The sequence below is a fragment of the Pseudomonas sp. E6002 genome, assembly GCF_013385565.1.
GTDB lineage: Bacteria > Pseudomonadota > Gammaproteobacteria > Pseudomonadales > Pseudomonadaceae > Aquipseudomonas.
The window spans coordinates 1-22,133 of the sequence record NZ_JACAPT010000056.1; the positions used below are offsets into that span (position 1 = coordinate 1).

At 61.7% G+C, this 22,133-nt stretch carries 21 protein-coding genes; 3 read left to right on the top strand and 18 right to left on the bottom strand.

The genetic code is table 11. From position 1 onward, the window contains the following. Positions 1-95 precede the first annotated feature (95 nt). From HX815_RS30560 to HX815_RS30600, 9 genes are all read right to left on the bottom strand, one after another. Complete coding sequence (locus HX815_RS30560; protein WP_008432141.1) at positions 96-860, bottom strand: ABC transporter ATP-binding protein; 765 nt, start codon at positions 858-860, stop codon at positions 96-98. A 13-nt stretch (positions 861-873) separates the two neighbouring features. Then, positions 874-1,992, bottom strand: coding sequence for a succinylglutamate desuccinylase/aspartoacylase family protein (locus HX815_RS30565; protein ID WP_177029443.1), 1,119 nt, complete (start codon positions 1,990-1,992; stop codon positions 874-876). 9 nt (positions 1,993-2,001) lie between these two features. After that, on the bottom strand, positions 2,002-2,712 hold the full coding sequence (locus tag HX815_RS30570; RefSeq protein WP_003209532.1) for an ABC transporter permease: 711 nt from the start codon (positions 2,710-2,712) through the stop codon (positions 2,002-2,004). Further along, positions 2,709-3,437, bottom strand: a complete 729-nt coding sequence (locus tag HX815_RS30575) for an ABC transporter permease (protein WP_134325837.1) — start codon at positions 3,435-3,437, stop codon at positions 2,709-2,711. The genes HX815_RS30570 and HX815_RS30575 overlap by 4 nt, the downstream gene beginning before the upstream one ends. 57 nt (positions 3,438-3,494) lie before the next feature. After that, a complete protein-coding gene (locus tag HX815_RS30580; RefSeq protein WP_134325838.1) occupies positions 3,495-4,274 on the bottom strand; it encodes a transporter substrate-binding domain-containing protein in 780 nt (259 codons plus the stop codon). A gap of 329 nt (positions 4,275-4,603) precedes the next feature. Next, positions 4,604-6,238 (bottom strand): ATP-dependent DNA ligase, encoded by a 1,635-nt coding sequence (locus tag HX815_RS30585; RefSeq protein WP_177029444.1) that lies wholly within the window; start codon positions 6,236-6,238, stop codon positions 4,604-4,606. Next, entirely contained in the window at positions 6,235-7,239 is a 1,005-nt protein-coding gene (locus HX815_RS30590; protein ID WP_003213671.1) for a ligase-associated DNA damage response exonuclease, read from the bottom strand. Before HX815_RS30590 ends, HX815_RS30585 begins: the two co-directional genes overlap by 4 nt. Before the next feature lie 199 nt (positions 7,240-7,438). Then, positions 7,439-9,880, bottom strand: coding sequence for a penicillin acylase family protein (locus HX815_RS30595; protein ID WP_177029445.1), 2,442 nt, complete (start codon positions 9,878-9,880; stop codon positions 7,439-7,441). Between the two features lie 233 nt (positions 9,881-10,113). Next, the gene (locus tag HX815_RS30600; protein ID WP_003213676.1) at positions 10,114-10,758 is read right to left on the bottom strand and encodes a glutathione binding-like protein; all 645 of its coding nucleotides are present in this window, start codon (positions 10,756-10,758) and stop codon (positions 10,114-10,116) included. A gap of 96 nt (positions 10,759-10,854) precedes the next feature. Here HX815_RS30600 and HX815_RS30605 point away from each other — a divergent pair, with 96 nt between their 5' ends. Then, positions 10,855-11,406 (top strand): cysteine hydrolase family protein, encoded by a 552-nt coding sequence (locus HX815_RS30605; RefSeq protein ID WP_177021281.1) that lies wholly within the window; start codon positions 10,855-10,857, stop codon positions 11,404-11,406. 168 nt (positions 11,407-11,574) lie between these two features. On the opposite strand, the gene HX815_RS30610 is transcribed toward HX815_RS30605, so the two are convergent. The 5 genes from HX815_RS30610 to HX815_RS30630 form a co-directional block, all read right to left on the bottom strand. Beyond that, a complete protein-coding gene (locus tag HX815_RS30610; RefSeq protein WP_134325842.1) occupies positions 11,575-12,363 on the bottom strand; it encodes an ABC transporter ATP-binding protein in 789 nt (262 codons plus the stop codon). Beyond that, on the bottom strand, positions 12,360-13,418 hold the full coding sequence (locus tag HX815_RS30615) for an iron ABC transporter permease (protein ID WP_008432118.1): 1,059 nt from the start codon (positions 13,416-13,418) through the stop codon (positions 12,360-12,362). The genes HX815_RS30610 and HX815_RS30615 overlap by 4 nt, the downstream gene beginning before the upstream one ends. 161 nt (positions 13,419-13,579) lie before the next feature. Continuing rightward, on the bottom strand, positions 13,580-14,695 hold the full coding sequence (locus tag HX815_RS30620; protein ID WP_177021283.1) for an ABC transporter substrate-binding protein: 1,116 nt from the start codon (positions 14,693-14,695) through the stop codon (positions 13,580-13,582). 28 nt (positions 14,696-14,723) lie between these two features. Next, complete coding sequence (locus tag HX815_RS30625) at positions 14,724-15,404, bottom strand: Fe2+-dependent dioxygenase (RefSeq protein WP_177029446.1); 681 nt, start codon at positions 15,402-15,404, stop codon at positions 14,724-14,726. 3 nt (positions 15,405-15,407) lie between these two features. Further along, positions 15,408-17,789 (bottom strand): TonB-dependent siderophore receptor, encoded by a 2,382-nt coding sequence (locus HX815_RS30630; RefSeq protein WP_177029447.1) that lies wholly within the window; start codon positions 17,787-17,789, stop codon positions 15,408-15,410. A 196-nt stretch (positions 17,790-17,985) separates the two neighbouring features. Here HX815_RS30630 and HX815_RS30635 point away from each other — a divergent pair, with 196 nt between their 5' ends. After that, on the top strand, positions 17,986-18,696 hold the full coding sequence (locus tag HX815_RS30635) for a response regulator (RefSeq protein WP_003213692.1): 711 nt from the start codon (positions 17,986-17,988) through the stop codon (positions 18,694-18,696). Continuing rightward, on the top strand, positions 18,693-20,084 hold the full coding sequence (locus HX815_RS30640) for an ATP-binding protein (RefSeq protein ID WP_177029448.1): 1,392 nt from the start codon (positions 18,693-18,695) through the stop codon (positions 20,082-20,084). Before HX815_RS30635 ends, HX815_RS30640 begins: the two co-directional genes overlap by 4 nt. A gap of 140 nt (positions 20,085-20,224) precedes the next feature. Here the strand turns inward: HX815_RS30640 and HX815_RS30645 are convergent, their stop codons facing one another. The 4 genes from HX815_RS30645 to HX815_RS30660 form a co-directional block, all read right to left on the bottom strand. Next, the gene (locus tag HX815_RS30645) at positions 20,225-20,425 is read right to left on the bottom strand and encodes an SEC-C metal-binding domain-containing protein (RefSeq protein ID WP_003213695.1); all 201 of its coding nucleotides are present in this window, start codon (positions 20,423-20,425) and stop codon (positions 20,225-20,227) included. After that, on the bottom strand, positions 20,422-20,922 hold the full coding sequence (locus HX815_RS30650; protein ID WP_177029449.1) for an LEA type 2 family protein: 501 nt from the start codon (positions 20,920-20,922) through the stop codon (positions 20,422-20,424). The genes HX815_RS30645 and HX815_RS30650 overlap by 4 nt, the downstream gene beginning before the upstream one ends. A 61-nt stretch (positions 20,923-20,983) precedes the next feature. Continuing rightward, on the bottom strand, positions 20,984-21,454 hold the full coding sequence (locus HX815_RS30655) for a YchJ family protein (protein ID WP_003213699.1): 471 nt from the start codon (positions 21,452-21,454) through the stop codon (positions 20,984-20,986). Positions 21,455-21,458: 4 nt separating this feature from the next. Continuing rightward, positions 21,459-21,956, bottom strand: coding sequence for a DUF6231 family protein (locus HX815_RS30660; RefSeq protein WP_008432105.1), 498 nt, complete (start codon positions 21,954-21,956; stop codon positions 21,459-21,461). Between the last annotated feature and the right edge of the window lie 177 nt (positions 21,957-22,133).

The following is a 22,133-nucleotide window of genomic DNA, read 5'->3' on the forward strand; positions in this document are numbered from 1 at the left end:
GCTTACTTTTGCGCTGTTCAAAAGTGAGCCGCTGTAAGAGCGGAACCATAAGTGGCCGTTACCTAAATAACGGATATACACCCAACCCCTGCGGGCTACTTCAAATTCCCACTCAAAAACTGCTGCAACCGCTCGCTCTTCGGATTACCCAGCACATCCTCCGGCGCACCCTGTTCCTCCACCAACCCCTTGTGCAAAAACAGCACCTGGCTCGACACCTTGCGCGCAAAGCTCATCTCATGGGTCACCATGATCATCGTCCGGCCTTCCTCAGCCAAACCCTGGATCACCTTCAACACCTCACCCACCAACTCCGGGTCCAGCGCCGAAGTCGGCTCGTCAAACAGCATCACCTCCGGCTCCATCGCCAGCGCCCTGGCAATCGCCACCCGCTGTTGCTGGCCACCCGACAAAAACGCCGGATATTGACCGGCCACCCGCGCCGGCAACCCCACCTTGTCCAGATACCGGCGAGCGCGATCCTCGGCGTCCTTCTTGCTGCAACCCAGCACCCGGCGCGGCGCCATGGTGATGTTCTCCAGCACACTCATGTGGCTCCACAGGTTGAAATGCTGAAACACCATCGCCAACCGCGTACGCAGGCGCTGCAACTCAGCATCATCCGCCACGCGCATCCCATGGCGGTCACTGACCATGCGAATCTGCTGCCCATCCAGCGTCATGGCGCCGTCATTCGGCTGTTCAAGAAAATTGATACACCGCAAAAAGGTACTCTTGCCCGAGCCACTGGCGCCGATCAAGCTGATCACATCACCGGTCCTGGCCTTGAGCGAGACACCTTTGAGCACCTCATTGTCGCCATAGCTTTTATGCAGGCCTTCAACGGTCAATTTGTACATGGGGCGTGCATCCTCAAGGCGAAAGTAGGTAGCCGCTGCGATAGGCTTCAGTGCCTGCGACATGGGCAATGACCATCCCGGCAGTGGCCATGCGCCGCAGCGAACGAGCGTAAAGCAGCCCGGCATTGCGGCAATGCACTGGCGTTACGCGGTCGGAAATGGGGTCGATGATTTCGGCGATCAGTTGCCCGGCGTCCACGTATTCCCCAGGCAGCGCGCTGAATACCAGCAAGCCGCCCACGGGTGTGGCCACCGGCTCGACGCCCGCCAGCGGTGTGGCGGGGTAGGGCAATTCCGGCAGCGGTGCCGGCTCGCCGCTGATTGCGCCGAAGTGAATCAGGTAATCGATGATCGCCTGGCAGTCGAGGCTGGCCAGGCCGTGGTTGACGTCGCCTTGGCCGCGCAACTCGACGGTCACCGAAAAGCTGCCCATCGGGATCGGGAAGTGCTCGCCAAACCGTTGTTGCAATTGCCACCACACCAGCGTGAAGCATTCATCGAATGACTGCCCGCCGGAGTCGGTGGCCAACAGGCTGGCTTCCGAACCGATATAGCGCGCCAGCGGCTCCACCCGGGTCCACGCTTCGGGGGTGGTGTACAGGTGCGCCACGGCTTCGAAGTCGCAGTGCAGGTCCAGCACCATGTCGGCATCACACGCCAGGCGTTGCAGCACCAGGCGTTGGGATTCCAGTTGTGTGACGGGCGTTTGCGCCGCCAGGGCCATGCTCAGCGCATCGCGGATCAGTTCGACGTTGTGCGCAGGATCATCTCCCAGCAGGCCTTCGACTTGATTGCCAACCTCGTCGGACAGGTCGACAAACAGGCGGTTGAAGTTCTGCCCGCTTTCCAGCTCGTAGCGGCCCAGGGGGATGTCCATCAACACCTGTTCCAGGCCGGTCGGGTTGGCGATCGGCACCAGCACGATCTCGCTGCGCAGGCGGCCGGCCGCAGCCAGCTCCGCCAGGCGCGCCTTCAAGTGCCAGGCCACCAGCATGCCCGGCAATTCGTCGGCGTGCAGTGACGACTGGATGTAGACCTTGCCTTCGGCCTGCTCCGGCCCGAAGTGGAAACTGTGAATTTGTCGCTCCGTGCCCGGCACCGGCGCCACAAGTGGATGAATCTGATGACGCATGAAGGCTCCTTAGTGGCTGGGGCCGAGAAAGGCCAGCCAGCGACGCTCCGCCAGACGAAACAGACCGACCAGGGCAAAGGTCACGGTCAGGTAGATCAGCGCAGCGATACCGAATGATTGAAAGGTCATGTAGGTGGCCGAGTTGGCGTCCCGGGCGACTTTCAGGATATCCGGGATGGTCGCGGTGAAGGCCACCGTCGTCGAATGCAGCATCAGGATCACTTCATTACTGTAGTACGGCAGCGAGCGGCGCAGGGCCGACGGCATGATCACGTAGGCATACAGCTTCCAGCCGCTGAGGCCGTAGGCTTTCGCCGCTTCGACTTCGCCGTGGGCCATGCTGCGGATCGCCCCGGCAAAAATCTCCGTGGTGTAGGCGCAGGTGTTGAGGGCGAAGGCGAGAATCGTGCAGTTCATCGCATCACGAAAGAACGCGTCCAGCACCGGCTGCGCGCGAACCGCCGCGATGCTGTAGATCCCGGTGTAGCAAATCAGCAACTGGATATACAGCGGCGTGCCGCGAAACAGGTAGGTGTAGAACTGCACCGGCCAGCGTACCCAGCGATTGCGCGACACCCGCGCAATGGACAGCGGGATCGATACCAGGAAGCCGATGAAGATCGACGCGCTGAGCAGCCACATCGTCATGGCCAGCCCGGTGATGTGCTGGCCGTCGCTATAAAGGAAGGGGCGCCAGTATTGCTGGATAAGTTCGATCATCGCACTGCCTCCCGGGAGCCTGCGGAGTAGCGCCGTTCGAGGCGGCGCAGGACGAAGTTGGACGCGCTGGTGATCAACAGGTAGATAAACGCGGCGATCACCAGGAAATAGAACAGCTGATAAGTACTCTTGCCGGCATCCTGAGCGGCCTTGACCAGGTCGGCCAGGCCGATGATCGACACCAGGGCGGTGGCCTTGAGCATCACGCACCAGTTGTTGTTAATGCCCGGCAGGGCGAAGCGCATCATCTGCGGGAAGGTCACGAAGCGAAACCGCTGGCCACGCGTGAGCCCGTAGGCCGTGGCGGCCTCCAATTGGCCACGGGGCACGGCGAGGATCGCGCCGCGAAAGGTCTCGGTGAAATACGCACCGTAGATAAAGCCCAGGGTGATGACCCCGGCGCTGAATGGGTCGATCTCGATGTAGTCCCATTCCATAAAGTCGGTAAAGCTGGTCAGCCAGATTTGCAGGCTGTAGAAAATCAGCAGCATCAGCACCAGGTCGGGCACGCCGCGAATCAGGGTGGTGTAGATCTGTGCGGGAATTCGCAGGAACGGCAGGCTGGACAGTTTGGCAGTAGCCCCGAGCAGGCCCAGCAACACGCTGACGGCCAGGGAGAACACCGACAACTTGACAGTCATCCAGGTGCCTTGCAGCAACAGCGGGCCGAAACCCTTCAAGCTGAAGGCACTGAGCCCCAGGGTTTGCAAAAGATCTTCGAACATAAATCAGGACCTATGGCGATAAAAAAGCGCCCCTCCAGAGGAAGGGCGCCCCAGGCATTATTTGCCGCTGTACAGGTTCAGATCGCCAAAGTGTTTCTTCTGGATGGTGGCGTAGGTGCCATCATCGTGTAACGCTTTGATACCTTTATCCAACAAGGCCTTGAGGTCTTTGTTACCTTTTTTGATACCGACCGCAGTTTTGGACGGCAGCAGTGGATCGTCGATGGCCTTGCTGACTTCGTAGTCAGCACCGGCTGGCGACTTCAAAAAGCCCAGTTCGGCTTGCAGCATGTCCTGCACGGAAGCGTCCAGGCGGCCGGAAGTCAGGTCGGCGTACACCTGGTCCTGGTTGGCGTAGGCCTTGGTGGTGACACCGGCCTTGTCCAGTACGGCCTTGGCGTAGGCTTCCTGGATGGTGCCTTGCTCGTAGCCCACGGTTTTACCCTTCAGGGACTCAGGCGTGGAGAAGTTTGCGCCCTTTTTGAACACCAGCGAGGTTGGGCCGGAGAACAGCTCGTTGGAGAAGTCGATCGCCTTTTCACGGGCTTCGGTCACGGTCATCGAGGAAATCACGCCGTCAAACTTGTTGGCGTTGAGGCCTGGAATCATGCCGTCGAAATCACTTTCGACCCACTTGCACTTGACCTTCAGCTCGGCACAGATGGCATTGCCCAGGTCGATATCGAAGCCCACCAGGCTGCCGTCAGCGGCTTTAGACTCAAACGGCGCGTAGGACGGATCGACACCAAAACGCAATTCCTTGTATTCCTTGGCCAGCGCGGAACCGGCGGCCATGCACAGAGCCAGTGCAGAAAGGGTCAGCAATGCTTTTTTCATTATGTAATCCCTGGAAACCAAGATAAGCGCTTGTGGCGCGGTTAGGACTGTTACTGAACGGTGTCAGACCGGACTCAAGTAGCAATTTCTGCACCATAGTTCCGAATGGTCGTTTTAAAAGGTGAGATTAAGGAGTTGTGCCAGTAGGAAATGCCCGAAAATGGGCATTGATCAATCTATGCATTATTTTGGGGCGCGTGAGGTTTTCAAATGTGGGAGCGGGCTTGCTCGCGAAGGCGGTGGATCAGTCGGTACATGTATTGACTGACACACCGCATTCGCGAGCAAGCCCGCTCCCACATTGATCGGTGGCGTTCGTGAGAGGCGTGTCAGGCCAGTAAATCCTGCAGGGTCGCCAGGTTGTCGGCTTCCTCGACGGCCTTGTCCTGGCGCCAGCGCAACATCCTCGGGAAACGCACCGCAATTCCGCTCTTGTGCCGCTTGGACAGGGCAATCCCTTCAAAACCCAGTTCAAACACCATGCTCGGCGTGACGCTGCTCACCGGGCCGAATTTCTCCACGGTGGTCTTGCGCACGATGGCGTCGACCTTGCGCATTTCCTCATCGGTCAGCCCCGAATACGCCTTGGCGAACGGCACCAACGTACGCTCAGTACCGGGCGGGCCGTCCCACACCGCAAAGGTGTAGTCGCTGTACAGGCTGGCGCGCCGGCCATGGCCGCGCTGGGCGTAGATCAACACCGCATCGACGCTGAACGGGTCGACTTTCCACTTCCACCACACGCCCATGTCCTTGGTCCGGCCCACGCCGTAGAGCCCGTCCCGGGCCTTGAGCATCATGCCTTCCACGCCCAGGCTGCGGGACGCCTCACGCTGCTCTGCCAAGTCTTGCCAGCTATCGCCGATCAGCAATGGCGACGTGCGCAACGTTGGCTGGTCGCAGTCGCTGACCACCAGCTCCAGTTGCGCCCGGCGTTCGGCCTGGGTGTGGTTGCGCCAGTCTTCGCCGTGGTGTTCCAGCAGGTCATAAGCCAGCACGGCGACCGGCGCGTCTTCGAGGATTTTCTTGCCCAGGGTCTTGCGGCCAATGCGCTGTTGCAGCAGGGCGAAGGGTTGCACCGAGTCCTTCCACACCACGATTTCGCCGTCGATCACCGTGCCATCGGGCAGGCTGTTTTCCAGGTCATGAAGCTCCGGAAAGCGCTCGGTGACCAGTTCTTCGCCCCGAGACCAGATCCACAAGCGGCCTTCGCGCTTGACCAGTTGTGCGCGGATACCGTCCCACTTCCATTCCACTTGCCAGTCAGCAGGGGAGCCGAGCAAGGCATCGAACTGCTCCACCGGCTGGGCCAGGCCATGGGCCAGGAAAAACGGATAAGGCTGCCCGCCACGCTGGGCGTGTTCGTCGGACGATTCGGCGGCAATCAGCTTCAAGTAGCCTTCGGCCGTCGGACGGTTCGACAGGTCGGTGTAGCCCACCAGCCGCTGGGCCACGCGTTTGCTGTCCAGCCCGGCCATGGCGGCCAGGGCGCGGGTGACCAGCAACTTCGACACACCGACCCGGAAGCTACCGGTGATCAGCTTTATGCAGAGCATCAGGCTCGGCTGATCCAGCTGTGCCCACAACGCGGGCAGGCGTTCTGCCAGTTCTTCTGGCGGCAGGCCGCGCAAGGGCAGGAGTTTTTCTTCCAGCCACACGGCCAGACCATCGTCCGAGGTGTGGGGCGATTCCGGTAACAGCAGGGAAATGGTTTCCGCCAGGTCCCCTACCGACTGATAACTCTCTTCGAACAGCCACGGCTCAATGCTCGCGGCTTCGGTGGCCATGTCCCGCAGCAACCGCGTGGGTACCAGTTGTCGGGGCCGGCCGCCGGATAAAAAGTACACCGCCCACGCAGCATCTTCCGCGGGCGCCTGTAGGAAATAAGCCTGCAAGGCGGCGAGCTTGGCGTTGCTGGAGGTGGTGGCGTCGAGGTTGGCGTACAGCTCGGCGAAGGCTTTCATGACGTGGCCTCCTCTTCGTCATCGCCGTATTCGGTGGTGAATCCCTGGGCATCCAGGCCCTTTTCCCGCAGGTGCCTGACCAATACGCCCACAGAACCGTGGGTGACCATTACCCGCTCGGCACCGGTTTGCTCAATGGCCCATAACAGTCCGGGCCAGTCGGCGTGGTCCGAGAGCACAAAGCCGCGATCCACGCCGCGCCGACGCCGGGTTCCGCGCAGGCGCATCCAGCCGCTGGCGAAGGCGTCACTGTAGTCGCCGAAGCGGCGCATCCAGGTGCTGCCACCGGCGGAGGGCGGGGCGATGATCAGGGCCTGGCGCAACAAAGGGTCGGTCTTTTTGAAGTCGCCGGCGTAGAGGGTTTCAGGGATATAGATGCCAGCTTCGCGGTACACCCGGTTCAAGGGTTCGACCGCGCCATGGCTGAGGATCGGGCCGATGCTGGCGTCGATGCCGTGGAGAATCCGCTGGGCTTTGCCGAAGGAATAACAGAACAACACGCTCGCCTTGCCGGCGGCGATATTGGCCTGCCACCAGTCGTTGATCCCGGCAAAAATCTGCGCCTGGGGCTGCCAGCGGTAGATCGGCAGGCCGAAGGTCGATTCGGTGATAAACGTATGGCAGCGCACCGGTTCGAACGGCGCGCAGGTGCCGTCGGGCTCGACTTTATAGTCGCCGGAGGCGACCCAGACTTCACCCTGGTATTCCAGGCGCACCTGGGCGGAGCCGAGGACATGGCCGGCGGGGTGGAAACTCAAGGTGACGCCGTGGTGGCGCAGGCTTTCGCCGTAGGCCAGGGTTTGCAGGTTGATGTCCTGGCCGAGGCGCGAGCGCAGGATACCTTCGCCGGGGGCGGCGGCCAGGTAGTGTTGGTTGCCGGTGCGGGCGTGGTCGCCGTGGGCGTGGGTGATGACCGAACGTTCCACCGGGCGCCAGGGGTCGATGTAGAAATCCCCGGCGGGGCAGTAGAGGCCTTCGGGCCGGGCGATAACAAGGTCCATGGGCGTGCCGTGGAGGTGGGCTTGTTAATTATGAGGCGAGGGCGGGTGGAGAAGTTCTATCGGAATGCATGCAATCAAATGTGGGAGCGGGCTTGCTCGCGAATGCGGTGTGTCAGTCAATAGCTCTGGTGACTGACACACCGCATTCGCGAGCAAGCCCGCTCCCACATTTTGATCCGGTTGAGTCAGGGAAACCGGGTTACTTGCCCGGCACCAGCGTCAACCGCGTCTTCCCGTACACCCCGTCAAAGTTCTGTGGCTGCATCGGGAAGCTCAGGTATTGCGCCTTCAGCCACGGGTCGATGCCATTGGCATAGTTCGGGCTGGCCGGGTTGCCGGATTGGCCGATGCCGCTTTGGCCCATCATCGGTTCCGCCAGGCCGAAGTCGACAATCATCCGCAGCGCCGGCACCTGGGTCGTGTCGAAACTCTGGCCCCAGCTATACGGTGCGCTGTTCAGGGTGTTGTGATCGCCGCCCGCGGCCAGTGGGCCGCGAATGGCCTGGCCGCTGGTGTTCTTCCAGGTGTAGCTGTGCAGTTTGCCCCACTGCCAGGCCTTGTGATCGGCGCCCAGCGCGCTGTCGCCTGCGGTGATCGCGGCGGCCAGGCTGCGGGCGAGGATCGCCGGCTTGTCGGTTTTCTGCCCGGTGCGGGCGTCATTCCAGAACGGGCTGTCTTCGCGCCCCAGCAGGTGGTCGGCCACCGCCGAGTACGACAGGTTGGCGTTACCGATGAAGACTTTCCAGGTGGCGCTGTTTTCCGGACCGAGTTCGTCGAGGAAAATCTGCTTGGCGCTTTCCTGCAGGAACAACTCATAAATCGCCGCGTCGGCGGAGGTGGATGCCAGCCGACCGTCGAAGGCCATCAGGCGGCCCAGTGCTTCCCGCGCCTTGGCCTGGTCTGCCACCGGCAATCCATCGATCGCCTGTTTCAGCGGCTGGGCCATGCCCGGCGCCTGGAACATGCTCTTGAGCTTGGCGGCAAAAGTGGTGGTCTGGTCGTACTGCATGGCAATCATGCTGCGGCTGTCATGCTTGCCGCTGCCGGCCAGTTGCGCGATACGTTCGGCGCGTTCCGGCGCGGCCCACGAGTTGGACAGTTGCATGCCGTAGCCACGGGGAATGGTGCGCTGGTTGGCCGTGCCGATCCAACCCTGGGCCGGGTCCTGATCGTAGGGGTGCAGCATCGCGTCGGCGTAGCCATCCCAGTCGAAACGCCCGTCCCAGCCCGGCGATGGCACCAGGCCTTCGCCTTCACGGCGGTTGGGGAACCGCCCGGTCACTTGCCAGCCAATGCTGCTGGCGTCGGCGAAGACCATGTTCAAGGCAATTGCGCGAATTTCCCGGGTGGCGTCAGACGCTTTACCGGCGGTTTGCGCACGGGACAGGTCGAAGAACGCGTCCAGGCTCTTGTCGTCCTTGAAATCGGCGGTTTGCAACGCCAGGCCGTAGCCGCTGGTCAGCGACTGGGCACTGTTGAGCAGCGGCCCGTGGCGGGTTTCGTACACCGCTTCGCGAATCGGCCGCTGGCCCTTGGCGAAGTAGGTTTCATTGCGCACGATGGCGGGCAGCCATTTGCCGTTGTTTTCGTAGTACAGCGCGTTGCCCTGGCGCTTGACCTTCTCCAGGAATACGTCCTGGGTGTCACCCGAGACCTGGCTCATGCTCCAGGCCACCTTGCCGTTGAAGCCGGAAAGCAGGGTTGGCAAACCGGCGATGGACACACCGGCGGCCTGGTATTTCGGCGAGCGGATCTGCACGTAGTTCCACAGCGACGGGGCCTGCATCGAGGTCGACAGGTCATTGGCCAGCAGGCTCTTGTTGCTGCGGCTGCGCTGCGGGCCGATCGCCCAGTTGCTGGAGCTGGACGTGCCCAGGGTGTTGAGGGTGCCGAGGTGCTCGCTGAGGCTGGTCAGCGCAGCGAGGCCCGGGATCTGGCCCAGGTTGATGCCCTTGAGCTTGTCGGACTCGGCCACTGGCAGCGGTTCATCCGGGTAGCTCGGGGTCAGCCAGGCGAGTTTGTCGGCACCGACTTTTTGCGCGAGCACCAATGACGACAGCTCTTCCTGCAAGTTGGTCGACTCGCTGAAATTCAGCAGGCAGAACAGCAGCGCCGAATCTTCCGGCTTCCAGTATTCAGGCTTGTAGCCAGTCTGGGCCAGGTCTGGCGGCAGCTTGTCGCGGTAGCGGAACAGGTAGGCGTTGACCCCGCGCGCATACACTTCAAAGAAGCGCTTGAGGCGCGGCGACGAGGCGTTATACAGCTCGCCGGCGCTTTTGCGCAGGTTGACCGCCCGCATGAAACGGTCGACATCCAGCACATCCGGCCCGGACATTTCCGCCAGGCGGCCCTGGGCCAGCAGGCGCAGGGTGACCATCTGGGTGATGCGGTCGCTGGCGTGCACGTAGCCCAGGGTGAACAGCGCATCGTGGAAGGTGCTGCTTTCAATCAGCGGGATGCCCTGGCTGTTGCGGCGCACCGAAACGTTCTGCGCCAGGCCCTTGATCGGCTGTACGCCGGAAACCGGAGGCAGGGTGTCTTGGGTGCTCTGTAACTGGCAACCGGCCAGGCCCAAGGCACTGGCAATGGCCGCGGCAACGCCGAACCGGGGAAGAAAATGTGAGAGGGCTGGCGAGGCCATGGCAAAGCTCCTGCGGGGGGTAGCGTCAGTAAAGGCGCTACGTTAGTGAGCGCGGCGAAACGACGCAAGCGGGAGGCGATGCTTATTTCAGGATTTGCGTAAGGTTTCCAGTCGGGCACAAATCAGTGTGGGAGCGGGCTTGCTCGCGAATGCGGTGTATCAGCTAAAAGAGTTGTGGCTGATCCACCGCATTCGCGAGCAAGCCCGCTCCCACATTTTGATCCCGTTGACCTTCAGGATTTTGGCGGATTGACCTTCTGCACCAGCTCATAGGCACGCACCGTCGCCGGGCGTTGCTTGATGTGGTTGAACCAGCGTTCTACATGTGGGAAGTCTTCCAGCTTCTGGCTCTGCCACTTGTGGGAAACGATCCACGGGTAGATCGCCATGTCGGCAATGCTGTATTCCTCGCCGGCCACGAACGTGCGGTCGGCCAGGCGCCGGTCCAGCACGCCATACAGGCGGGCGGTCTCATCCACATAGCGTTTGATCGCGTAGGGAATCTTTTCCGGGGCGAACTGGCTGAAGTGGTGATTTTGGCCGGCCATCGGCCCCAGGCCACCCATTTGCCAGAACAGCCATTGCAGCGCTTCCTGACGACCACGCAGGTCCTGGGGAATGAACTTGCCGGTTTTTTCCGCGAGGTACAGCAGGATCGCACCGGATTCGAACAGGGAAATCGGCGCGCCGCCGTCGGTCGGGTTCTGATCGACGATGGCCGGGATGCGGTTATTGGGGGCGATCTTCAGGAAGTCGGGCTTGAACTGATCGCCCTGGCCGATGTTGATCGGGTGTACCTCGTAAGGCAGGCCGGCTTCTTCCAGGAACAACGACACTTTGTGACCGTTGGGGGTGGTCCAGTAATACAGGTCGATCATGAAGCTCTCCAAGGGTGGTGACGCTTGAGCGAATGCCTGTAGGTATAGGTGATGTTAGGGTGACGAAAATTCAATGAAACATTTGGGTCTATCGATATGGAAATTCGTGCGGGCGCAGCGTTGATTCTGATTGACCAGCAAAAAGGCATTCATCATCCCAGGCTGGGACGGCGCAATAATCCGCACGCCGAGGCGCGCATGCTGGCGTTGCTGGCGCATTGGCGGCGCGAAGGCTGGCCGGTGATTCATGTGCAGCATCTGTCCCATTCACCGGAATCGGTGTTCTGGCCGCAGCAGTCGGGGGTGGAGTTTCAGGATGCATTTATTCCGCAGGCGGGTGAGCAGTTGATCCAGAAACGGGTGCCGGACGCATTTTGTGGGACGGGGCTGGAAGCGAGGTTGCATGAGGCCGGGCTTCGGCAAGTGGTGCTGGTGGGCGTGGCCACCCATAACTCGGTGGAGGCCACGGCCCGCAGTGCCGGCAACCTGGGGTTTGAGACGTGGGTTATCGAAGATGCCTGCTACACCTTCGACAAGGCGGACTTTTTCGGGCAGATGCATTCGGCGCAGGCGGTACATGCCATGTCGTTGGGCAACCTGCACGGCGAGTACGCCACAGTGATTTCCTCCAAACAGTTGCTGGAGTGACCGTTGTGGCGAGGGAGCTTGCTCCCGCTGGACCAGGCTGGACCAGGCTGGAGCTCCAGTGCGAAGCGCTCCCGAGTGCCTCACCTCAGTCCGCCTGAAGACGCGCGTGCACAGATTTTGGGGCTGCTACGCAGCCCAACGGGAGCAAGCTCCCTCGCCACAGAGGATCTAAGCCACCGCGCCGTCCACCAACACCTGCAACGTTTGTTGTGAGCATCGCTCGATGCGTACCCGCACACCATAGACTTCGGCAAACAGCGCCGTATCCAGCACGTCATCCGCCGCGCCACTGGCGTACAGCCGGCCTTGGCGCAGCACCGCGATATGGTCGGCATAGCGCGCCGCGAGGTTGATGTCGTGCAGCACCACCACGGCGATCAGGTTGTGTTCCCGCACCAGGTCGCGCACGCAATCCATGACCTTCAACTGGTAGTTCAAGTCCAGCGCACTGGTGGGTTCATCCAGCAGCATCACCTGTGGCCGGCGCGCAATCAGTTGCGCCAGGCTGACCAGTTGCCGCTGGCCGCCGGATAACGTGCTCAATAGCTGATCCGCCAGATGAGCGATGCCAATCCTTTGCAACGCATCAAAGGCCTCGCGCATGCACGCGTCGCTTGAAAGCGCAATGCCCTCGACGTTCGCCACCCGCAGCGCCGCGATCACGCTTTCCATCACACTCAGGCTCAAGCCCGGCGGAAGGTTTTGCGGCATATAGGTCACACGCCGGGCGCGGTCACCGACGGACATTTTCGTCAGGTCCAGGTCACCCAATCTGACAACGCCCTGCATCTTTTCCAGCCCCGCCACCGCCCGCAGCAACGTCGACTTGCCCGCACCGTTCGGCCCGATCAACGCGGTCAGGCTGCCGTGGGCCAGGGTTGGCAAACTCAGGTCATGCACAATCTGGCGCCGGCCATAGCTGACCTGGGCGTTCTGAATCGACAGCCCGCTGCTCATAACTGCCTCCCGCGCTTGAACACCAGCAACACGAAAATCGGCACGCCCACCAGCGCGGTGACGATACCCACGGGTACGATCACCCCGGGCATGATCAGCTTGCTGGCGATGGATGACAGCGACAACAGTAACGCGCCGACAAGCGCGCTGGCCGGCAGCAGGAAGCGCTGGTCTTCACCCACCAGAATCCGCGCGATGTGCGGACCCACCAGGCCGATAAATCCGATGGTTCCCACAAACGCCACGGCGGTGGCCGACAGCAGGCTGATACGCAACAACGAGAAAAACCGCAGGCGCTTCACATCGACACCGAAGCTTTGCGCGCGGTCTTCGCCCATGCGCAACAGGGTCAGGCGTGGCGCGGCCGCGAAGGAAAAGGGCATGACCACGGCGACCACCAACGCGAGGATGCCGAGCTTGTCCCAGTTGGCCCGGGTCACGCTGCCCAGGGTCCAGAACACCAGTTGTTGCAGCACATCTTCGGTGGCGACCAGTTGCAACAGGGCGACCACCGCGTTGCAACTGAACACCAGGGCAATCCCGAACAGCACCAGGCTTTCCACCCCGGCACCGCGCAGGCGCGACATGGCTTGCAGCAAAAAGACCGAGGCGGCGGCAAACACAAAGGCCGAAATGGAAATCGCCGTATTGGCCGACACCCACAGCGTCGTCACCGGAAACACAATCACCAGGGACGCGCCCAACGCCGCCGCCGAGGAAACCCCCAGGGTGAATGGACTGGCGAGCGGGTTGTTAAGGATCGCCTGCATCTCGGCGCCCGCCAGCGACAGCGCGCAACCGACCAACACCGCCATCAAGGCGTAGGGCAGGCGCACGTTCCAGATGATCACCTGGTCGGTGGCGCTCAGGTGGGCCGGGTGCAGCAAGCCATCGAGCAGGGCGCCAAGGCCCATGCCCGACGGGCCGCTGGCCAGGTCCACGAGGATCGCGCACATCAGCGCGCCACCCAGCAGGGCCAGCAGCCAGAAGCGGCGGGCCAGCAGGCGGCGATAGCCTTGGCTGGCGGTGGCGAGGTCGAGGGTTTGAGTGGTCATTGGATTCGCAGCCTTGAAAACGACGAAAATCCCTGCCGGTACACGGTCAGTGTGGGAGCTGGCTTGCCTGCGATGGCGATGGTGAATCCAACACCGCTATCGCAGGCAAGCCAGCTCCCACAGGAACCGTGTACAGGCAGGGAATGGGTTGTGAGCCTTAGTTACTTGGCCTTGCCATCAATCCAGTAAGCACCCTGCAGCGGCATGCCGAGGAACTGTTGGTTCATCGCTTCCATGGTCGCCTTGGGATCCAGCTTGGCGAACAATTCCGGATGCACCCACTTGGCCAGCGCTTCAATCGCCAGCAGGTTGTACGGCGAGTTGTAGAAGTCATGCCACAGACCGTGGGAATTGCCCTCACGAATCGCCCGAAGGTTCACAAACTCAGGGCGGGCCAGCACGGTATCAAACGCGGCACGCGCGTCTTCGTTGCTCACGCCAGCACCCAGAATCAACCCGGGCTTGTGATTGCCGGTGGCCACATACACATCCGGGTCAGCTTTCAGCGCGTACTCGACACTGATATCTCCCAGCGCCCCCGGCACCACGTCGGCGGCGATGTTGCGCCCGCCCACCAGCTTGATCACTTCACCCATGCCGCTCTTGCCAGTGGTGTGCCCCGGTGCCTGCCAGGCGCCGGCCAGCAATTCCAGGAACACGCTCGGGCGCGGCCCGGCCGGCAAGGTGGCGACGGCGTCGGTGATCACCTTGATGTGCTGGTCATAAAAGTCGAGGAACGCCTTGGCCTGGGTTTCCCGGCCCAGGGCCTGACCCAGGGCGGTCATGCTGGCGTGGGTGCCTTGCACCGGGTTGATGCGGAAGTCGACGAACAACACTGCAATGCCCGCCTTGGCCAACACGTCCGCCACCGGGCTGTGTTCAGTCGGGCCATGGCCGGAAATGCTGAACACCGCCAGGTCCGGTTTCAGCGAAAGAATTTCCTCGGCGCTGACGCTTTGCTCCGACGCCTGGCCAATCAGCGGAATGTCTTTTACCGTCGGAAATTTCGCCACGTAGGCGTTATAGGTGTGGGCGTCCAACAGTTTCAAGTCATTCTGCCAGCCGACAATCCGTTGGAATGGCGCGTCCTTGTCCAGCAAGGCAAAGGCCGAAATCAGCCGGCCTTCGCCGAGCACCACGCGCTGCACGTGGTCTGGCACCTCGACCTTGCGGCCCAGCACGTCGGTGACTTCATGGGCGGCGGCGGTTTCGGCGTGGCCGAGGATCAGCACGGCAAACAGCGCGCCCAGCTTGAGGAAGTTGCGGGGTTTCAGCATGGCGAGAACTCCAGGTGAAGGCGGCGCATCAGACATCGCTCCAGCGCCGCAAAAGGTTGTGATAGGCGCCGCTCAGTTGCAGCAGCGCGTGGTCGTCGGCGTGTTGCGCGGTGAGGCGTTGAATCGCCACGTCCATGTCCAGCAGCAGTTGGCGCTGGCTGTCTTCGCGCACCAGGCTTTCGACCCAGAAGAAACTGGCGATGCGCTCGCCGCGGGTGACCGGGTTGATCTTGTGCAAACTGCTGCCGGGATAAATCAGCAGGTGCCCGGCGGGCAGCTTCACCGCGTGCTCGCCGAAGGTGTCGCGGATCACCAGTTCGCCGCCGTCGTAGCTGGCCGGATCAGCCAGGAACAAGGTGGCGGAGATGTCGGTGCGCACCCGTTCGCGCACACCCTTGAGGCCGCGAATCGCATTGTCGATATGCCAGTCGAAGGCTTCGCCGGCGCTGTAGCGGTTGAACAGCGGCGGGTAGATTTTCTTCGGCAGGGCGGCGGACATGAACAGCGCGTTGTCCGACAGCCGCGACAGAATCTGCTCACCCAGGCGAATCGCTACCGGCGCGTCTTCCGACAGCTGCCGGTTGTTTTTCGCCATGGCCGAGCGTTGCCCGGCAGTGACCTTGCCGTCGACCCACGGTTGATCGAGCAGGGTGGCGACGGCCACCGCGACTTCTTCGGCACTCAACAGGCCGGGGATTTCGATCAGCACGGCTTAAAACTCATAGTCGACACTGGCGGTGAGCGTGCGCCCGGCGCCCGGAATGCCGTAGAGCTGGAAGCCGTCCAGGGACGCGCCGATCTGGCTGTAGTAGAACTTGTTAAACACGTTGTTCAGGTTGAGGTTGACCGTGGTTTGCCTGGTCACTTTGTATTGCGCAGCCACGTTGTTGAGCCAGTAGCCGGGGGCCTTTTCGTGGTCACGGGTGTAGATCGCGTACACGCCGGACGGGCCGGTGGCGTAGCTGCTGTTGTTGTTCAGGCCGCCGACGTATTTGTTGTCGCTGTAGCGGCGGCGTCCTACGTATTGCGCGCCGTAACTCAGGCTCAGGTCGTCGGTGACGGCGTAGGTGGTCCACAGGTTGGCGGTCAGGTCGGGAACGTTCTTGGCTTCCTCGCCTTTGTTGGCCCCTTTGGTCTGGGTGCTTTTCAGCGCGGAGAACCCGCTGTACACCGTCCAGCGCGGGCTGATATTGCCTTGCAGGCCCAGTTCCACACCGTCTACGCGCTTGGCGGGGAGGGCGCGTACCGGAGCGCTTTCGCCGTCCTGGTATTCCCAGGAGTTGTCCAGTTCGGTGCGGAAGATCGCGGCGGTGACGTTCAGCAGGTCGTGGGCAATGTCCCACTTGGTGCCGATCTCGTAGGTCTTCGACTTGGCCGGGGTGTAGTTGCTGGTGCTCGCGGCGCCGTAGATCTGGTTGTTGGTCGACGCGCCCAGGGCTGACGGTTGTGCCGCTTCGCTGTAGGACACGTAGATGCTGCCGTTAGGCAACGGCTTGTACACCGCGCCGACCCGGCCGCTCACGGCACCGTCGGTGCTGTCGATGGACGCTTGGCCACGCTGGGTGGTTTTGGCCTGCCAGTTGTCGTAGCGCAGGGAGCCGAGCACTTGCCACTGTTCATTCAGGGTGACGGTATCGCCCAGGTAGATGCCGGCGTTGTCGATCACCGAGCGTGGCTGGCCTTCACCCTTGGTCACTTCGGTGCTGGCAAAGCTGTGGTTCGGGTCGTTCATGTCGAAGAACAGATCGCCGGCCGGCACTTCGGCGTTGCGTTTCAGGCCGCCGTAGGTCTCGTGATAGAACTCGAGCCCGCTGACCACCGCGTGTTCCAGCCCGTCGGTATTGAGCTTGAAGGCGAAGTCGGTCTGGTTGTCGAGGATGGTATAGCGCGTCGACTGGCCGAAGTCGCTCCCTCGCAAAATACCGTAGGCGGTGTTACCGCTGTTGGCGTATCCCGGGTAGGCATTTACCGTGCTGCCGGGCACTTGGCTGATCGGTCCTACGCCGGTGTAGCCCAAGGTCGCACAGCGCGTGCCGGTGCAGGTTTTTTGGCCATTGCCGTTGGCGGCGAAGAAGCGCGCGGGCGAGAGCACCGCGAAGTTGTCGGTACGCTCCCACTTGGTCTGGTTCTTCAGGGTCGCTTCGTTCCAGTCGAAATCATGCTCGAAGCGGGTGGTCAGCGAAGTGGTTTTGGTCTGCTGGGTGTACAGGTGCGAGTCGCCATACCAGTTGGAGCGCTTGACTCCCGGCATGCGGTCGCCGTCGGTGCCGCGCTGGATCGGCACACCGCCGTCCGGCGTGTTGTCGTCCTTCTGGTAGAAGGTGTCGATAAACAGGCGGGTGTCGGTGCCCAGGCCGAAGCCGAGGGAGGTCGCGATGCCCCAGCGGTCGTAGTCCACGTCGTCACGCTCGGCCACCTGGTTGTAGTGCTTCATCAGGTTGATGCGCAGGGCGGTGGTGTCATTCAGTTGTTGGTTGAAATCGCCGGTGAGGCGGCGGTAGCTGTCGGTGCCGATGCCGGCCGAGAGTTTGTTGGCATCCCCCAGATGCGCCTCTTTACTCACCAGGTTGACGCTGCCGCCTACCGCGGAAACGCCGGATTCGATCGAGCCGGTGCCCTTGAACACTTCTGCCTGTTGCAGGTTGAAGGTGTCGGTGCGGGTCGATTGGCCGGCATCGCGCACACCGTCGACGGTCAGGCTCTGCTCCGAGGAAAACCCGCGAATCGAAAACAGGTCGCCCCAGCCCAGGTTGCCTTCGCCGGACATGAAGGTGATGCCCGGCACGTTGCGCAACACTTCCTGCAAGGTCTGCGCGTTTTGCTCCTTGAGCACTTGCTGCGGGACGATGGTTACGCTTTGCGGGGCATCAAGCAGCGGCTGGCTGATTTTTGCCGAGGTCACCCGGTCGACTTTAAAGGCGGAAGTGGCTTCACCGTCGATCTTGATTTCCGGCAGGCTCAGCGCCGAATCATTCGACGCCGCCACCGGCGCATCGGCCCAGGCGGTGGGAGAAACGCTGCCGGCGGCAAGCAGGCCGAACATCGGCGCAAGGGTAGATTGCAGCGACAGGGCGCGCGGGGTAGGCAATGGCATTCGGAGTGACCTAGGCTAAATTACAATTAATCTCATTTAGATTCGGTAGTCTAAAGACCGATACCGGCCGCCATGCCGTGGCTTTGTAATGTGGATGCGTGATTACCGCTTCCCACAACATTCCATTACATTTGCGCGTACTCCTGGCTGAAGTTTCGGCTATCTCCTGCCTTTTGAGTTTCGGACGAATTGCCCCATGGCCAAGCAAGACCACCTGCTGATCGTTGATGACGACCCGCAAATCCGCCAATTGCTGTGCGACTACCTGAGTGACGCCGGCTTCCAGGTGTCCACCGCCGGCGACGGCAAGGAAATGCGCCGCCGCCTGGCGCTGAATGTCATCGACCTGATCGTCCTCGACCTGATGTTGCCCGGCGAAGACGGCCTGAGTTTGTGCCGCGAATTGCGCGTCAGCTCCAACACGCCGGTGATCATGCTCACCGCCAAGGGCACGCTGATCGACCGGATCGTCGGCCTGGAAATCGGCGCCGACGATTACCTGCCCAAGCCGTTCGACCCGCGGGAGTTGCTGGTGCGGATCAAGGTGGTGCTGCGCCGGGTGCAGAGTTTTCCGGACCGGGCGCGGCTCGATGAAGCACCGAGCATCAGCTTTGCCGGCTGGCAGCTGGACACCCGGGCCCGCCAATTGCTTTCGCCGGAAGGCGTGGTGGTCAGCCTCGGCAACTCCGATTACCGGGTGTTGCGCCTGTTGTTGCAGCATCCCAACCGGCCGCTGAGCCGCGACTTTTTGCTCAACCATGTGTTCGACAAAGACAGCACGCCGTTCGACCGCTCGATTGATGTGTGCGTCAGCCGACTGCGCTCGCAGTTGCCGGCCGGGTTGATCAAGACCGTGCGCAACGAGGGTTACATGCTCACCGCCGACGACGTGGCGCTGCAATCGTGAAACTGCTGCCGCGTTCGCTGTTCGGCCGGCTGGTGCTGATCCTGGTCAGCGGCATGCTCGGGGCCCAGGCCCTGACCAGCAGCATCTGGTACGACATGCGCCACGGCCAGGTGCTGGAAATCCCCAGCCGGCTGATCGCCACGCGGCTGGCGGACGTGGTGCGGCTGGTACACAGCGATCCGGCGCAGGCGGATCTGCTGATCAAGCTGCTTGATACGCCGCGCTTTCGCCTGACCCTGAGTGACCAGGCCAGTGATGTGACAAGCAGCATCAGCGACAGCGACCAGGCCACCGAGCGCTTGCTGAATAAAGTGCTCTCGGAGAAAACCGGCTACACCCAGAACCTGCATCTGTTGAGCCTCAAGTTGCTGGATGCCGAGGGCCAGCATGCCGGGCTGTCGACTCTGCTCAGCTCCAGGCCTGTGGTGGGGCAATTCCTGATTGACCTGCGTTTGCCGGACGGGCGCTGGCTGCAGGTGCAGGCCACCGAGGAACAAGGCTGGACCAGTACTTCGCCGATGGACTTGCTGTTCGATTACGTGATGCGCATTTATCTGCTGCGGGTATTGGTGCTGGTGATCATTGCCCTGGTGGCGGTGCGCCTGGCCATTCGCCCGCTCAACGCCCTGGCCAAGGCTGCCGAAGCCTTGGGCCGGGACATCCAGCGGCCACCGCTGGCCCTCGATGGGCCCACCGAAGTGCGCCGTGCCGCCCAGGCGTTCAACGCCATGCAGCAGCGGCTGATCGCCAATATCGCCGAGCGCACGCGCTTCCTGGCGGCGATTTCCCACGACCTGCGCTCGCCCATTACGCGCCTGCGGTTACGTACGGAAATGCTCGACGACAACCGCACCAAAGAACGTTTTCGCAGCGACCTGGAAGAAATGGAGCACATGGTTTCCAGCACCCTGGACTTCGTCAGCAGCGGCGAAATCAACGAGAAGCGCCAGAACATCGACATCAACGCCTTGCTGCAAAGCTTGCAGGCGGACCTGCAGGACGTGGGCGAGACGGTGACGATAGAAGGGCGGGCCAAACAGCCATTGCCGGGGTATGCCCGCAGTCTCAAGCGTTGTGTGCAGAACCTGCTGGAGAACGCGGTGCGTTATGGCTCCGAGGTGGTGGTGCGGGTAGAGGACAAGGCGGACAGCTTGAAGATTGTCATCAGCGACCGTGGGCCGGGGATTCCCCAGGAACAACTGGAACAGGTGATGGAGCCGTTTTACCGGGTGGAAGGCTCACGCAATGTGGAAACCGGTGGTTACGGGCTGGGGCTGAGTATCGCGCATACGATCGCCAGTGCCCATGACGGGCGGTTGAGCTTGAGCAATCGGGAGGGTGGGGGATTGGAAGTGGTGTTGGAGTTTCAGCGCAAATCCTGGCCTTGAAATACAGGCTAAATGTGGGAGCGGGCTTGCTCGCGAAAGCGGTGTATCAGTAACAGAGAGGTTGACTGACACTGCGCTTTCGCGAGCAAGCCCGCTCCCACATTTGGATGTGCAGTGTTTCGAGAATCGGGTTTCTTAACTCAAGCCCCGTGGCACTTCTTGAATTTCTTCTCGCTGCCGCACGGGCAAGGATCGTTACGACCCACGTCCTTCAACGTATTGCGCACCGGCTCCTGGTGAGCGTGGCCGCAGTTCGGGCCGTGGACATGGCCGTGGTCGTGATCATGATGATCGTGATCGTGGTTGCAGTCGGGACCATGGACATGGGGTTGCTGAGTCATCGATGTCGCTCCGGAATAAAATCGCCGGGGATTATCTCGCCATTGCGCAACACCTGCACGTCGTTCCCGATAAATAAACCGGTTTTCAACTCGCCTTCAAGACGATAGGGCACGGGATCGCGCGGATTTTTCAGCATGTCGACCACATCGCGGATCTGCGGCCACAGGTTGGTGCGCACCGATACCCGGAAAAAAGCGTGGCTGTGGGGTGGCACGGTCAGCCATTCGTTGGACTCGCCTTCGGTCAGCACCATCGTGCCGAGGCTGACCTTGTAAACCAGGCCGCGTACGGTCAGGTCGTTGTCGTCACGGTTATCCACGCGGAAATACAGCTTGAACTTCTGCTCCAGCAACTTGACCCGCACGGGGTCGATCTTGACCAGACGCACCTCGGGGGCGGGCGTATCGTCGGCGAACCACGACGCGCAGCCGGAGAGCCCCAGCATCAATGCCAGCAGAAGGCTGTAAGTCCTGAATACCCGCGCCTGAGAAACCATGCCGTTACTCCGTGTGAAGAGTCAGCATAGCAAGCGAGAGCCTGTCGGGTATCAATGAATGTCAGAGGTAGCCGGAACAGCACTTCTTGAATTTCTGCCCGCTGCCACACACGCAGGCGTCATTACGCCCGGCCTTCACGTCCACTGTCGGGTCGATAAAGTACCAGTGCTCATTGTTCTGTACGAAAGATGAGCGCTCGCGGTGGCTGTGTTCGCCGGTGCTGTCATGCCAGCGAGCGGTAAAGGTCACGAAGGCGTGTTCCGGCTGGCCGCCGAACACCTCGGAGCTTTCCACTGAAAGGCCCAGCCAGGTGCTTTGGGCGCTCCAGGCGCCGATGGCGGCCGTGTCCAGCCCGGCTTGCTGCGCAGGCAGGGTGGTTGCCACCAGGTAGTCCACCAGTCCCAACACGTAGGCGCTGTAGCGCGAACGCATCAGCGCTTCGGCGCAGGGGGCCGGGTGGCCGGCGTGATAATGACCGCAGCAGGCATCCAGCAGGTTGCCGCTGCCGCAGGGGCAAATGGATGTACTCATTGGGTTACCACCAATACTTTCCAAAGTTTTGCGGGTTGGCCCAGAAGCGGGCGTTCAGCCAATCCGGCACCTGTTTATAGTCAAGCAGATCATAGGTAAACAGCGTCAAAACCTGATCGTCGCGCTGGAAACGCTCGCTGGCTTGCAGGGCCAGGGAGAAGAAATCGGTGTCTTTCCAGTGGCAGGCCTCCAGGTCCACCAGCACCGCAATGCGACTGGCATTGAGGTTGCGGATGCCCCCCAGCAGGGTCAGGCCCGCAGGTTTTGACAGGTGTTCCAGGCAACCGACCGCCAGTGCCAGGTCAAAACGCTGGGCCGCGAGGTCGGTGGGCAAGGGGCCGGGCTCGGCGAAGGACACCACGGTATCCGGGTGTGCTTCCTTAAAGGCATCCAGCGCCGGGAACTGGCTGGCGCCCAATAACAGCAGGCGTTTGGGCGCGTGAAGATCAAGCAGCGCAGCGAGCGCTTGCTGGGGTGTACGGGAAGAAATACCGGCAGTCATCGAAGATCCTCACATCAGGACCGTAGAGACTAGCCTGCCTGAGCGTGCGGGCCTAGAGCGGGCGGCGAGAATAAACCGCTCGGCCCAATGAATACTGGGGTGTGACACGCTGGCGCAGATGAAAAGAGCCGTCTTTACTCCACTCGTCGGCCCCCGCCGATCCCCTCAGGAGAAAGT